At 72.4% G+C, this 13,867-nt stretch carries 11 protein-coding genes; 7 read left to right on the forward strand and 4 right to left on the reverse strand.

Going from position 1 to position 13,867, the window contains the following annotated elements; all coding sequences use genetic code 11:
• The first annotated feature begins 405 nt into the window (after positions 1-405).
• Together ACWDX7_RS02725 and ACWDX7_RS02730 are read left to right on the forward strand one after the other, a co-directional pair.
• Positions 406-1,047 carry an IclR family transcriptional regulator gene (locus tag ACWDX7_RS02725; protein WP_451488589.1) on the forward strand — a complete coding sequence of 214 codons (642 nt, stop codon included), beginning with the start codon at positions 406-408 and terminating at the stop codon, positions 1,045-1,047.
• 410 nt (positions 1,048-1,457) lie between these two features.
• Positions 1,458-2,255, forward strand: coding sequence for a S16 family serine protease (locus ACWDX7_RS02730; RefSeq protein WP_451488588.1), 798 nt, complete (start codon positions 1,458-1,460; stop codon positions 2,253-2,255).
• A gap of 90 nt (positions 2,256-2,345) precedes the next feature.
• On the opposite strand, the gene ACWDX7_RS02735 is transcribed toward ACWDX7_RS02730, so the two are convergent.
• Positions 2,346-2,822 carry an Lrp/AsnC family transcriptional regulator gene (locus tag ACWDX7_RS02735; protein ID WP_451488587.1) on the reverse strand — a complete coding sequence of 159 codons (477 nt, stop codon included), beginning with the start codon at positions 2,820-2,822 and terminating at the stop codon, positions 2,346-2,348.
• Positions 2,823-2,954: 132 nt separating this feature from the next.
• On the opposite strand from ACWDX7_RS02735, the gene hppD reads away from it, so the two are divergent.
• Positions 2,955-4,100, forward strand: a complete 1,146-nt coding sequence (hppD, locus tag ACWDX7_RS02740; RefSeq protein WP_451488586.1) for a 4-hydroxyphenylpyruvate dioxygenase — start codon at positions 2,955-2,957, stop codon at positions 4,098-4,100.
• A 78-nt stretch (positions 4,101-4,178) separates the two neighbouring features.
• On the opposite strand, the gene ACWDX7_RS02745 is transcribed toward hppD, so the two are convergent.
• Complete coding sequence (locus ACWDX7_RS02745) at positions 4,179-5,753, reverse strand: tetratricopeptide repeat protein (RefSeq protein WP_451488585.1); 1,575 nt, start codon at positions 5,751-5,753, stop codon at positions 4,179-4,181.
• A 96-nt stretch (positions 5,754-5,849) separates the two neighbouring features.
• Here ACWDX7_RS02745 and ACWDX7_RS02750 point away from each other — a divergent pair, with 96 nt between their 5' ends.
• Positions 5,850-7,304: an FAD-binding oxidoreductase gene (locus ACWDX7_RS02750; RefSeq protein WP_451488584.1), complete on the forward strand. Its 1,455-nt coding sequence runs from the start codon at positions 5,850-5,852 to the stop codon at positions 7,302-7,304.
• 89 nt (positions 7,305-7,393) lie between these two features.
• Here ACWDX7_RS02750 and ACWDX7_RS02755 read toward each other — a convergent pair whose 3' ends face one another.
• Entirely contained in the window at positions 7,394-7,873 is a 480-nt protein-coding gene (locus tag ACWDX7_RS02755) for an SsgA family sporulation/cell division regulator (RefSeq protein ID WP_451488583.1), read from the reverse strand.
• Between the two features lie 453 nt (positions 7,874-8,326).
• On the opposite strand from ACWDX7_RS02755, the gene ACWDX7_RS02760 reads away from it, so the two are divergent.
• On the forward strand, positions 8,327-9,904 hold the full coding sequence (locus ACWDX7_RS02760) for an RDD family protein (RefSeq protein ID WP_451488582.1): 1,578 nt from the start codon (positions 8,327-8,329) through the stop codon (positions 9,902-9,904).
• Between the two features lie 98 nt (positions 9,905-10,002).
• The gene (locus ACWDX7_RS02765; protein WP_451488581.1) at positions 10,003-10,731 is read left to right on the forward strand and encodes an RDD family protein; all 729 of its coding nucleotides are present in this window, start codon (positions 10,003-10,005) and stop codon (positions 10,729-10,731) included.
• 16 nt (positions 10,732-10,747) lie between these two features.
• On the opposite strand, the gene ACWDX7_RS02770 is transcribed toward ACWDX7_RS02765, so the two are convergent.
• Positions 10,748-11,038, reverse strand: coding sequence for a hypothetical protein (locus ACWDX7_RS02770; RefSeq protein ID WP_451488580.1), 291 nt, complete (start codon positions 11,036-11,038; stop codon positions 10,748-10,750).
• A 384-nt stretch (positions 11,039-11,422) separates the two neighbouring features.
• Here ACWDX7_RS02770 and ACWDX7_RS02775 point away from each other — a divergent pair, with 384 nt between their 5' ends.
• Positions 11,423-13,837: an immune inhibitor A domain-containing protein gene (locus tag ACWDX7_RS02775; protein ID WP_451488579.1), complete on the forward strand. Its 2,415-nt coding sequence runs from the start codon at positions 11,423-11,425 to the stop codon at positions 13,835-13,837.
• Positions 13,838-13,867 lie beyond the last annotated feature (30 nt).

Here is a 13,867-nt window from a genome sequence, read left to right on the forward strand (position 1 = left end):
CGACTTCCATTCCGGTGTGGGCGGTTCGTACAGGAATGCGCGCCGGGTCCGTGCGGAGATTCGCACGGGCCCGGTGTGCGGGGCACGTTGGCTTCGCGGTGGCGGCGGCCGGCTCGGTGCGGCTGTGGATGCGCGAGCGCGTCCATGGGGCGGAAGAGGTCCCGAATCGAAACCACCGGGGTTCTCAACCGGCATAAACCGGCAGCACGCGCCCGGATTCTGGACGAGCTCTTCCGCTGAGCGGACCCGCTCGCTACTGTCCCCGCATCGAACGCACCGTGGCAGCGCCGCCGCGGGAGCGCAGCCGGTGCAATGGCCGCTACCGGCGGCCTCTCCGTGCGTCGCCGCGGGACCGGCGACGTGCCACCCCGAGAGTCACCGCCGCTCACCAGAAGAGGGGGCGTCGTGACCGCGGAAACCTCCCAGACTCTCGACAGAGGGCTCAGGGTCCTCAAGCTGCTCGCCGACACCGACCACGGTCTGACCGTCACCGAGCTGTCCAACCGCCTCGGTGTGAACCGCACCGTGGTCTACCGGCTTCTCGCCACCCTCGAACAGCACGCGCTGGTACGCCGCGACCTCGGCGGCAGGGCCCGCGTCGGACTCGGGGTCCTGCGGCTGGGCCGTCAGGTGCATCCGCTCGTACGGGAAGCGGCGCTACCCGCGCTGCGTTCCCTCGCCGAGGACATCGGAGCCACCGCGCACCTGACGCTCGTGGACGGCACCGAAGCGCTCGCCGTGGCCGTCGTCGAGCCGACCTGGACCGACTACCACGTGGCCTACCGGGCCGGCTTCCGCCACTCGCTGGACCGCGGGGCGGCCGGACGGGCCATCCTGGCCGCCCGTCAGGGTTCGCTCACCGACCCCGGCTACACGCTCACCCACGGAGAGCTCGAAGCGGGCGCCAGTGGGGCGGCGGCGCCGCTGGTGGGCATCACCGGGCTGGAGGGCAGCGTCGGGGTCGTCATGCTGGCCGACGCGGTGCCGGAGCGGGTGGGGCCGCGGGTGGTCGACGCGGCGCGCGAGGTCGCGGACGCACTTCGCTGAGGCGCCTCGCTGACGCGCCTCGCTGACGCGGTCGGGCGGGCCCTTGCGTCTCGGCCTCCCGCTCGGCCGTGGCCGCCGCTGGGCCGTTCGGGTGCGGCGCCGCTGCCGGGGGCTCTGCCCCCGGACCCCCGCGCCTCAAACGCCGGCGGGGCTGGGTGTGCGCCTCAAGCGCCGGCGGGGCTGGGGTGGGGTGCTCAAGCGCCACCGGGCTGGTGGGGCGGCTCAAGCGCCGGCGGGGGTAGGTGGCGAACCTCAGGCGTCGCCGGGGCTGGTGCGGGTGCCTCAGGCGCCACCCGGGCCGGGTGCGGGTGCCTCAGGCGTCGGCGGGCTGGGGCTCCCGGGGCTGGTGCGGGTCCTCAGGCGTCGGCGGGGTTGGGAGGCGGGTGGTCGGGGGCCGATAGATTGGGCGGGTGCTCTCTCGTCTCTCGCGTCTGTCGCGTCCCGCCGCCCTGGCCGTTTGCGCCGTGCCCGTGGTCGGGCTGCTCGCCGTCGCGGCGTTCGCACCCCTGCCCTTCGTGATCGCCCAGCCCGGCCTGACCGCCGACGTGCTCGGCGTGCGCGACGGCAAGCCTGTGATCTCGGTAACAGGGGCCCCGACGCGCGAGACCACGGGCCAGCTGCGCATGACGACCATCCAGGCCACCGGACCCTCCACCACCGTGAACCTCCCCGACCTCGTCGGCTACTGGTTCGACGGCACCCGGTCGGTCATGCCCAAGGAGGCCGTCTACCCCTCCGGCGGAAGCGACCAGGAGGTCGAGAAGCACAACCTGGAGGAAATGACCAGGTCCCAGTCGGCCGCCGCGCAGGCCGCCCTCGGCTACCTCCGCAAGGACCCGAAGGACGTGAAGGTCGAGCTCAACCTCGCCGACGTCGGCGGCCCGAGCGCCGGGCTCCTCTTCTCCCTCGGCATCGTGAACAAGCTCGACGGTGACGGCAGCGGCGGCGACCTCACCGGCGGCCTCAGCATCGCCGGTACGGGCACCATCGGCGCCGACGGCAAGGTCGGCGCCGTCGGCGGCGTGGCCCTGAAGACGCAGGCCGCGCACCGCGACGGCGCGACCGTCTTCCTCGTACCGCGGCCGGAGTGCGCCGATGCCCGGTCCCAGCTGCCCGAGGGGCTCCGGCTGATCCCCGTCACCTCACTGACGGACGCGGTGACCTCCCTTCGGGCACTGCGGCGGGGCGAGGCCGTTCCGTCCTGCTGACGGACGGTGCCGCACGGTGCCGCACGGGCCGTACGGGCCTGCTCGCGTCGGCGCCGCGCCGGCGCCGCGCCGGACGGGGACGGGCGGCGGTCAGCGGTTGCCGTCCGCCGCCGCCTGTTCGACCAGGGGGATTACGCGCAGGGGGACCGGGTTCTCCATGACGATCGCCGTCGAAGCCCGCACGATGCCCTGGAAGCCGACGACCCGGTCGATCACCCGCTGGAGATCGGCGTTGGACCGGGCCACGAGCCGGCACAGCATGTCCCCGTGCCCGGTCGTGGTGTGCAGCTCCAGTACCTCGGGCACCCCGTCCAGGTGGGCCCGTACGTCCGCCCCCTGCCCCTGCTTGATCTCCAGCGTGGCGAAGGCGGTCACCGGATATCCGAGGGCCGCCGGATCGACCTGCGGGCCGAAGCCGCGGATGACCCCGCTCGCCTGCAGCCGGTCCAGCCTGGCCTGCACCGTCCCACGGGCCACGCCCAGCCGGCGGGAGGCCTCCAGGACCCCGATCCGCGGTTCGCGCGCGAGCAGGACGATGAGCCGGCCGTCGAGGTCGTCGATGCCCATGGTGTCTCCGGGGTGGTCGCGAGGTGGTCATAGTGCGCAGATGTTTCAGTCATCCTCCGGCTCTACTGGTCAACCTGTACAGCGGAACAGGAAACTGTTGCGCAGCTTGTGGATCGGCGGGACTCTGCGCTCATGACTGAGACCATCGAAACCACCCGGCACACCGCGCGTGAGGCAGATCCCTTCCCGGTGAAGGGCATGGACGCGGTCGTCTTCGCCGTCGGCAACGCCAAGCAGGCCGCGCACTTCTACTCCACCGCCTTCGGCATGAAGCTCGTGGCGTACTCCGGACCGGAGAACGGCTGCCGCGAGACGGCCAGCTACGTGCTGACCAACGGCGCCGCGCGCTTCGTCCTGACGTCGGTCATCAAGGCGACGACGGACCGCGGCCGCTTCCTCGCCGAGCACGTCGCCGACCACGGCGACGGCGTCATCGACCTCGCCATCGAGGTCCCGGACGCCCGCGCCGCGTACGCGTACGCCGTCGAGCACGGCGCGCGCGGCCTGGACGAGCCGTACGAGGTCACGGACGAGCACGGCACGGTCGTACTGGCGGCCATCGCGACGTACGGCCAGACCCGGCACACGCTCGTGCAGCGCGGGGACTACTCCGGCCCCTACCTGCCCGGCTTCGTCGCCGCCGAGCCGATGGTCGAGCCGCCGGCCAAGCGCACCTTCCAGGCGATCGACCACTGCGTCGGCAACGTCGAGCTCGGCCGCATGAACGAGTGGGTCGCCTTCTACAACAAGGTCATGGGCTTCACGAACATGAAGGAGTTCGTGGGCGACGACATCGCGACGGAGTACTCGGCGCTGATGTCGAAGGTGGTCGCGGACGGCACCCTGAAGGTGAAGTTCCCGATCAACGAGCCGGCGATCGCGAAGAAGAAGTCGCAGATCGACGAGTACCTGGAGTTCTACGGCGGCGCGGGCGTCCAGCACATCGCGCTGGCCACGAACGACATCGTCTCGACCGTCCGCTCGATGCGGGCGGCGGGCGTGCGGTTCCTGGACACCCCGGACTCGTACTACGACACCCTCGGCGACTGGGCGGGGGAGACGCGCGTGCCGGTGGAGACCCTGCGCGAGCTGAAGATCCTCGTCGACCGCGACGAGGACGGCTACCTGCTGCAGATCTTCACGAAGCCCGTGCAGGACCGGCCGACGGTGTTCTTCGAGATGATCGAACGGCACGGGTCGATGGGATTCGGCAAGGGCAACTTCAAGGCGCTGTTCGAGGCGATCGAGCGGGAGCAGGAGAAGCGGGGCAACCTGTAACCGCCGCGCCCCGACCGGCCCCCCGGCTCCCGCCGGGGGGCCTTCCCGCGCCCGCGCCGGCCCGGGCCCGGGCATGGGTCAGCGGGTCGAGGGGGACGGCTTCGGCACGGGCTGCGATTCGGGCTTCGGCTGGGGCCTCGGCACGGGCCTGCGCACCGGCTTCGGCTTCGCGGCCGCACGCGGGGCGGGCTTCGCCTTCGCCTGCGGGCGGGGCTTGGGGAGGTCGGGGGCCACCCACGGACGGGTGGGCCGGATGTTCTCCGGACCCCCCGGCGGCGGCTGCCCGATCGACTCCAGTGCCTCCTTCGCCAGCGGCGCCCGCACCGGCGAGAAGACGGGGTTCGTGCGCAGGGCCTCCTGCAAGTGCCGCCGCGCCGACGCCTCGTCGCCCAGCCCGCGTTCGATCATCGCCCGGTGGTACGCGAACTCCGCGCTCCGCAGCCCCGGTTCCGTCGCCTTCTTCGCGTACTCCAGGGCGGCCGCGTCATCGCCCGCCTTGTGCAGCGCCCACCCCAGCGCGTCGGCGACCTGCATGCTCTTGTGCCGCGACCACTCCTGCGACAGGCGGCGCACGGCCGCTCCCGGATCGCCGTGGTCCGCCTCGTACAGGCCGAGGACCACATCATCGGCGGCCCCGTGCGGATCGTCGCGCATGGACAGCGCCGCCAGCATGTCGTACGGCGTGCGCGCCTCCTGCTCTCGGCCCAGCGACTCCAGCAGCTCGCCCAGTTCCAGGGCCAGCCGCGGCACCGGCGTCCGCCCCAGAGCCATCCGGTAGTCGCGGACCGCCTCGCCGCTGCGCCCCATCGCGGCCAGCGCGCGGGCGCGGCCGCCCAGCGCCTCTGCCTGCGCCGGATCCGTCCGCAGCGCGCCCTCGTACTGCCGCAGGGCCTGCGCCGCGTCGCCGCGCTCCCAGGACAGCTCCCCGAGCCGGAACAGCGCGTGCGCCTTCTCCGCCGGGGCCTTCGCCGCGGCCGCCGCCTGTTCCATCGCCACCACCGCGTCCTCGCGCCAGCCGCGGTCACGGTAGACCTGCGAGGCCCTGGTGTAGGCCGCCAGGCCCGGCCGAAGTTCCAGCAGCCGCTCCATCGCCCGCTGGGCGGCCTGGTAGTCGCCGAGGCCCGTGTACGCGTCCACGAGCACCGGGTACGCCGTCCAGCGCCGCGGTGCCTGCGCCCGTACCAGCTCGCCCCACTTCTTCCCGGTGCCGAAGTCCCGGCGGGCATTGGCCAGCGCGCCCATGCCCGTCATCGCGTCGAAGTTGCCCTTCTCGGCCGGCCGGGCCTCCAGCGACCGCTTCAGCGCCTTCTCGGCCTTGGGGAACCACCCCGAGTCGGCGGTACGCCGCGCCTGCTCCAGATAGGCGACGCCGAGGACCGCCCAGGAGGCGTCGTCGTCGGCGTGCGCCGCGACCCACTTCTCCCGGTCCGCGACCAGCGCGGTCAGGTCCACCGCCGCCGCCGGGGCGCCCATGCCGACCGCCGCCGCGGCCCGCTCGCTCGGCCCGGGCGGGCGGGCGTCGTCGCCGGTCCGGGCCGGCCTGATCAGAAGGGCGCCGGCGATCAGGACCACCGCGACCGCGGCCGCCACGAGCGTCTTGCGGCCGGTGAAGGTCACGGGCGGCGCCAGCTGCTGCTGCGATTCCTCGTCCATGGGGTCACTGTGCGTCAATATGAAGAGCTCACCGAGATGCCCGCATACGGGCGCGGCCGTGTTCACACCGATGGCCCCGGCTGCCACGCTGGGTCCATGGACGACGCCCTCTCCACCCGCCCCGCAGAACCGCTCCCGGGCCCGCTCTCCGGTTCACCCTCCGGCCCGTTTCCGGGCCCGCTTCCCGGACCGCTCCTCGCGCGCCTCCTGGAAGGGCTCCCGGCCGAGGCCCTGCTCACCGACCCCCAGGTGACCGCCTCGTACGCCAGCGACATGGCCGGCTTCTGCGCCGCCGGCGCCCCCGCCGTCGTCGCCCTGCCCCGGACGGTCGAACAGGTCCAGCACGTCCTGCGCACCGCCACCGAGCTGCGCGTCCCCGTGGTCCCGCAGGGCGCCCGTACGGGCCTGTCGGGCGCGGCCAACGCCTCCGACGGCTGCATCGTGCTCTCCCTGGTCAAGATGGACCGGATCCTGGAGATCAGCGCCGTCGACCGGATCGCCGTCGTGGAGCCGGGCGTGGTGAACGCCGTGCTGTCGCGGGCCGTCGCCGCGCGGGGCCTGTACTACCCGCCCGACCCCTCCAGCTGGGAGCAGTGCACGATCGGCGGCAACATCGGCACCGCCTCGGGCGGCCTGTGCTGCGTCAAGTACGGGGTCACCGCCGAGTACGTCCTCGGCCTCGACGTGGTCCTGGCCGACGGGCGGCTCCTGCGCACGGGCCGCCGTACCGCCAAGGGCGTCGCCGGATACGACCTGACCCGGCTCTTCGTCGGCTCCGAGGGCAGCCTCGGCGTCGTCGTCCAGGCCGTCCTCGCCCTGCGGCCCGCGCCGCCCCGGCAGCTCGCGATGGCCGCCGAGTTCCCCTCCGTCGCGGCCGCCTGCGCGGCCGTCTGCGCCGTCATGGAGGCCGGATTCGCCCCGTCCCTCCTGGAACTGATGGACCGTACGACCGTCCGCGCCGTCAACGCGCTCGGCAAGATGGGACTCCCCGAGACCACCGAGGCGCTGCTGCTCGTCGCCTTCGACACCCCGCACGCGCCCGAGGACCTCGCGGCCGTCGGGGAACTGTGCACGGCCGCCGGAGCCACCGCCGTCGTGCCCGCCGACGACGAGGCGGAATCCGAACTGCTGCTCCAGGCCCGGCGGATGTCGCTGACCGCCATGGAGGCGCTGCGGCCCGCCACGATGATCGACGACGTGTGCGTCCCGCGCTCGCGGCTCGCCGAGATGATGGACGGCACGGCCGCCATCGCCCGCGCCCACGACCTGCTCATCGGGGTCTGCGCGCACGCGGGCGACGGCAACACCCACCCGGTGGTCTGCTTCGACCCCGCCGACGAGGACGAGACGCGGCGGGCCCGCGCGTCCTTCGACGAGATCATGGCGCTGGGCCTGTCCCTCGGCGGGACGATCACCGGCGAGCACGGGGTCGGCGTGCTCAAGAAGGAGTGGCTGGCCCGAGAGCTCGGCCCGGTCGGGGTGGAGATGCAGCGCGCGGTCAAGCAGGCCTTCGACCCGCTGGGGCTGCTGAATCCGGGCAAACTGTTCTGACCGTACGCCGCGTGGGTCCCGTACGAGGGGTACCAGGCGTACCAGGCGTACGAGGGGTACGAGGCGCACGTCGTGCCGGCCGCGCGGCGTCACAGGTCCCCCTCCGCCGACTCGTCGGACGGCCACGGGTCGCGCAGCCACAGCTCGTCGGCCGGCGTCGGGGTCAGGAGCTCGGCCAGCGCCGCGTCCAGGCCCAGCCGCTCGGCCTCCGCACCCGGCGGGACGATGCGCAGGGTGCGCTCCAGCCAGGCCGACACGGCGGCGGCCGGGGCCTCCAGCAGGGCGTCGCCGTCGGGGGAGCTGAGCGCCATGCACAGCACGGCCCTGTCGTCGATCTTCGTCGGCCAGACCCGCACATCACCGTGCCCGCACGGCCGGAACACCCCCTCCACCAGCAGTTCGCGGGCGAAGGTCCAGTTGACCGGGACGCTCGACCCGGTGTGGAAGGTGACGTGGACGGCGAACGGGTCGTCCGCGACGTAGCGGAGCCTGGCCGGGACGGCGATGCTGCGCTCGGGGGACAGGACCAGCTTGAGTTCCAGCTCGCGTTCGATGGCGGGGTGATGCATGACGGCCTCATTTCGGTGCGCTCGGGGTGCTCCGCGCTGGTGCGCTTCGCTGTCGCGGGGGCGGATCGCGCCCCACACCCGCAGAGAGCTCCGATGTGCCCGGGTATGACGCGACTTCGGGCGGCGAACGGGAGATTGGCCTGATTCTGTCGTATGACCGAAAATGACCGTCACTCAGATTCCCCCGAAGGCGTGACTCTTCGGGAGGCGTGTCGTTGATCCGATGACAGCATCGTGGGCGGCGGGGGAGTGGGACGCGGTGCGTGATCTGGTGCCCGACGAGGGGTGTCCCGCGGTCGGGAGGGCCAGGCGCCGCGCTCGGGGCATCCGGCACCGGATGGCCGAGCGGATCCCGGACGCTTGCCCTCTCCCGTTACCGGACCTGTCGGGGCGCGGTTCTTGGCTATGTTCCTGCCCTGCACAAGCCTCAAGCCACGATCGGAGTTGGGGACATTGACGGCCTCCCCTGGTGACGGCGAGCACGCGGCCCGCGAGGGCTACTACCCGGATCCGTCCATCCCCGGGTACGTCCGGTACTGGAACGGGGTGTCCTGGGTTCCGGGTACGAGCCGTCCCGCGCCCCCCGCTCCCGCCGACGAGACGGGTCCGCTGTTCCTGGACCAGACCTCCGTGACGGAGCTGCTGCCGGACCCAGGGCCAGAGCCGGGGGAGGGGGCCGGGCGGGGCGGAGCAGAGGCGGCCGGGTGGCAGGCCGATCCCGCGCAGCAGTCCGGTTTCGGCGGGTCGCGCGACCACCGGGTGTCGTGGGGCGGCCCGGCGGAGTCCGCGCCCGCACCTGAGCCCGAGCGCGCGCCCGAGGCCGTGATCGGATCCCGCCGCGAGCCCGACGCCGGTCGGGCGCCCGCCCGTTCGGCGGGAGCGCCGGTGGACCGGGGAGCCCGGCAGGAGCCCCTGGGCGTACCCGCCGGCGGTATCTCCCTGGCGCGTACGCCGGCCGCCGCGGCCGCATCGGCTCCGTCGGCCGCGCCGGCCGCATCGGCTCCTGCGACGCGGTTCCCCGCGCAGGCCTCGGCGGGGCGGGGATCCGCCGAGGGGGTGGGGATCCTGTCGGCACGCTCCCCGGTGAGCCCGGCCGCGCCCGAGTGGCCCGAGGCGCCGGGAGGCACCGCCTCCGGGATCACCTCCGCCTGGCCGCAGGCGGCCCCGCGAGCGGCCTCCGCCGCCGCCCCGGCACCGCAGGAGGCCCGGAGGGCCCCGGCGGCATCCGCGCCGCCCACGCCCACCGCCCCGGCCCGCCGGGACGCGCCGCGGCCGCAGGACCCGCTGCCCGCGGCCCGGTGGTCTGAGGAGTCCCGCCACGGGTCGGCGCCGTCGGAGGAGTCCCGCCACGGGTCGGCGCGGCCGCAGGACCCGCTGCCCGCGGCGCGGCGGCCCGAGGAGCTCGGCCACGGGTCGGCGCGGTCCGAGGAGTCCCGCCAGGAGTCACCGCGGTCGGAGGAGCTGCACCCCAAGCCGCCGGAGCCCGTCGCCGCGCGCCCCCAGGAGCCCGTACGCCCGCCCAAGGCCACCCCGCGGGAGGTCTTCGAGCGGATGGCGGAGCGGGCCGTACGCCCCGCCGGGCTCTTCCGGCGCGCCGTGGCCCGCGCCCTGGACTCCCTCGTGCTCGGCGCGGTCGCGGCGGGAGCGGCCTGGCCCCTCGTCCCGGACGCCACTGCCCACCTCCAGGCCAAGGTGGACGCGGCCCGGGGCCGGGGGCAGAGCACCACCGTCTGGCTGCTGGACGCGACCATCGCCGGGTACCTCGGCATGGTCCTGGCCGCGGTGCTGCTCTTCGGGGTCTTCTACGAGGTCCTGCCCACGGCCCGTTGGGGTCGCACCCCGGGCAAGAAGCTGCTGGGCGTCCGGGTCCTGGCCGTCACCGGCCTGCGCCCGCCCGGCTTCGGCGCGGCCCTGCGCCGCTGGCTGGTGTACGCCCTGCTCGGCGTCCCCGGCAGCCTCTGGTGCCTGGTGGACCGCCCGCGCCGCCAGGCCTGGCACGACAAGGCGGCCAGGACGTACGTGGCCCGCTGAGCCGGCCGGGGGCCCCGCTGGGCCCTCCGGCGGGGCCCCGTACCCCGAACGGACCCCGTCCCGTTGCGGGGGCACCGGAGCGGGGTTCGACTCGGGCCATGAGTACCGATCAGCCGCCGCCGGGCGAGCCACCAGAGGACCCGTTCCTCAAGAAGCCCCAGGAACCGACACCTCCGTCGGGCGGTTCGCCGTACGACTCGCCGCCGCCCGGAGGCGGCGCAAACCAGCCGCCCCCGCCCCCGGGCGGACCGGGCGGCGGTTACCCGCCTCCGCCGCCCCCGTACGGCGGTGGCGGCGACCCCTACGGCGGGGGCGGCGGCTACGGCATGCCCGATCCGCTCGCCGGGATGCCCCCGCTCGCCGACTTCGGCAAGCGGCTCGCCGCCCGCCTCATCGACCTGCTGATCATCGCCGTGCCGCTGTTCCTCATCCAACTGGCCTTCGGGACCAGGCGGTACACGGTCGAGACGGACCGCGGTGATGACTTCACCGAGGTCATCACCGAGTCCTACCGCGGCAGCGGGCTGCTGATGACCCTGATCTCGATCGTCGCCTACGTCGGCTACGACTGGTGGTTCACGAAGAAGAACGGCCGGACGGTCGGCAAGAGGGCCATGGGTCTGCGCGTCGCGATGCTCAACGACGGCAGCGTCCCGGACTCCAAGGCGGCCCTGACGCGCGCCGCCGTGCTCTGGCTGCCCACGCTGATCTGCTGCTTCTGCCTGTGGCCGATCGCGATCATCGTCTCGATCCTGGTCGACAAGCCGTACAAGCAGGGCCTCCACGACAAGGTGGCCAAGACCGTGGTGGTGCAGGCCGCCACCTGACGAAGCAGTACAGCACCTAGTGGTGCACGGGATGTTCGGCGGCGGCCGTCCGGGGCTCAGGAACCCGGGCGGCCGCCGCCGCGTCCGCCGGAGCGGGGGCCGGGGCGCTGCGCGTACGGGCATGGCGGCCACGGGGCTTGGGGCCGGGCACGGTGACGGCTACGACGAGTCCCAGGGCCAGAGCGGCGGCCGAGACGGCCGCGATTCCGGGCGCCGTACTCGCCCGCGTGAGCAGCAGCATGGCGATCGTCGTCACGATGACGGTGGCGGACCCGTAGGCGAGCTGTGCGGCAGTCGGACGCGGCATGGCGATATCCGTCCTCAAAGGCGGGAGGGGGAGTCGGCTCAACTAGGTCGCGCGTCAAGTGACTCTACGAGGGGGGATGCCCGAGCGGAACGGCCAGTAAGCGTGACCTAACCCACGGTGCCCGGGGGCATGGGGGGCGCACGGGGTCATTCCGCGCGCCACAGGAGGGCCGGGAAGCACCCTTCGCCCCATATGGCAGCGGAACGCCCGGATACCGGAACTGCCTGCCCGCATAGTGCAGTTGTAAGGAACAAGTCAAGGTCTGTCTTTTCTGGCTTCTCTCCGGTCAAATGTCGTCACTTGAGACGCGCGCCGCGCGGAACCCCCCGCTCCTACGGAGACGTTCCGACCTATGTTGCGGCCGCGGGAGGGGAACGACATCAAGTGACCAGCAACTCCGTCAGAAGACGCGCGCTGCGCGCTGTGGCCGTCGGTGTGACCTTGGCCGCGACCGCGGCCACCGGCGCCTTCTTCACGGCCACCACCGCGCAAGCCAATCCCAGTCCTCTGGGGGCACCCGCAGCGGACCATCAGGACCCGACCGCTCCCTCCAAGGAGCACGTCGAGCACAACCTCGAAGGGCCCTTCAGCAAGCAGCAGGAGCAGCAGCGCGAAGCCGCGCTGGAGCAGGTGCTGAACGGGAAGAAGGGCGTCGAACAGCGGGGCGCCTCCAAGGTCGTCAAGCTGGACGACAAGAAGTACGTCGAGCTGGGCCGCGAGAAGACCGACAAGATCTTCACGATCCTCGTCGAGTTCGGCGACCAGGTCGACAACACGACCATGTTCGACCCGGACGGTCCCGGCCCCAAGCCGTCCGTCCCGAAGTACGGCGGCACGCCCGGCCCGCTGCACAACACGATCGCGCAGCCGGACCGCGCCAAGGACAACACCACCGCCTGGCGCAAGGACTTCAGCCGCGACTACTTCCAGGAGCTGTACTTCGGCACCGGTGAGGGCAAGCACTCGCTGAAGACCTACTACGAGAGGACCTCCTCGGGCCGCTACTCGGTCGAGGGCGAGGTCTCCGACTGGGTCAAGGTCCCGTACAACGAGGCCCGTTACGGCTCGAACTACTGCGGACAGAGCAACTGCGCCAACGTCTGGGACACCGTCAAGGACGGCGTCCTGGCGTGGACCGACGCGCAGAAGAAGGCCGGCAAGAGCGACGCCGAGATCAAGGCGCAGCTGTCCCAGTACGACCAGTGGGACCGCTACGACTTCGACGGCGACGGCAACTTCAACGAGTCCGACGGCTACATCGACCACTTCCAGATCGTCCACGCGGGCGAGGACGAGTCGGCCGGCGGCGGCGTGCAGGGCACCACCGCCCTGTGGGCGCACCGCTGGTACGCGTACGGCACGAGCGCGGGCAAGACCGGCCCGGAGAACAACAAGGCCGGCGGCGCCCAGATCGGCGACACCGGCATCTGGGTCGGCGACTACACGATGCAGCCCGAGAACGGCGGCCTCGGCGTCTTCGCGCACGAGTACGGCCACGACCTCGGTCTGCCCGACCTCTACGACACCTCCGGTGGCGGCGAGAACAGCGTCGGTTTCTGGTCCCTGATGTCGGCCGGATCCTGGCTCGGCACGGGCCAGGACTCCATAGGCGACCTCCCGGGCGACATGACGGCCTGGGACAAGCTCCAGCTGGGCTGGCTGAACTACGACACGGCCAAGGCCGCGACGAAGTCCACCCACAAGCTGGGCGTCGCCGAGTACAACACCAAGGACAAGCAGGCGCTCGTCGTCGAGCTGCCGAAGAAGCAGGTCAAGACGGACATCGTCGCTCCCGCCGAGGGCTCCTCGCAGTGGTGGAGCAACATGGGTGACGACCTGAAGAACACCCTCACCCGGTCCGTGGACCTCACCGGCAAGTCCTCCGCCGCCCTGTCCCTCAAGGGCTGGTGGGACATCGAGGCGGACTACGACTACCTCTACACCGAGGTGTCCACCGACGGCGGCGCCACCTGGACGCCCCTCGCCGGTACCGCCAACGGCACGGCCATCCCGGTCGACGCGGCCGGCAGCCCCTCGCTGACCGGCGTGTCCGAGTCCTGGAAGTCGCTGAACTACCCGCTCGACGCCTACGCGGGCAAGAAGATCGACCTCCGCTTCCGCTACCAGACGGACGGCGGCGCGGGCGGCAAGGGCTTCACCGCCGACGCCCTCACCCTGACCGCGGACGGCTCCCCGCTGTTCACCGACGGGGCCGAGGCCGGCGACAACGGCTGGACCGGCAAGGGCTTCTCCCGCATCGGCGCCGGCTTCACCAAGGAGTACGCGCAGTACTACCTGGCCGAGAACCGCCGCTACGTCTCGTACGACACCACCCTCAAGGTGGGCCCGTACAACTTCGGCTTCGGCAACACGCGCCCCGACTGGGTCGAGCACTACCCGTACCAGGACGGCCTGCTGATCTGGCTGTGGGACACCTCCCAGAAGGACAACAACACCAGCCAGCACCCGGGCTCCGGTCTGATCCTGCCGATCGACGCCAACGCCAAGCCCATGAAGTGGGCGGACGGCACCCTGCTGCGGAACAAGATCCAGCCGTACGACGCGGCGTTCAGCGCCTACTCGACGGACGCGTTCACCCTGCACAAGAACGGCGAGGCGCTCTTCCTCAAGCCGAAGGCGGCCAAGCTCGTCTTCGACGACCGCAACGGCAAGTACTACTACGACGAGAACCCGACCGGCAGCGTGAAGGTCACTGACACCAACACGAAGATCAAGATCGTCAAGGAGGCCTACGACGGTCTCGTCATGACGGTCGAGGTCGGACCCTCCACGAAGTAGCGGATGAAACCGCAGGTCAGAGCATGATCG

It is taken from the genome of Streptomyces sp. NPDC003034, assembly GCF_053591375.1.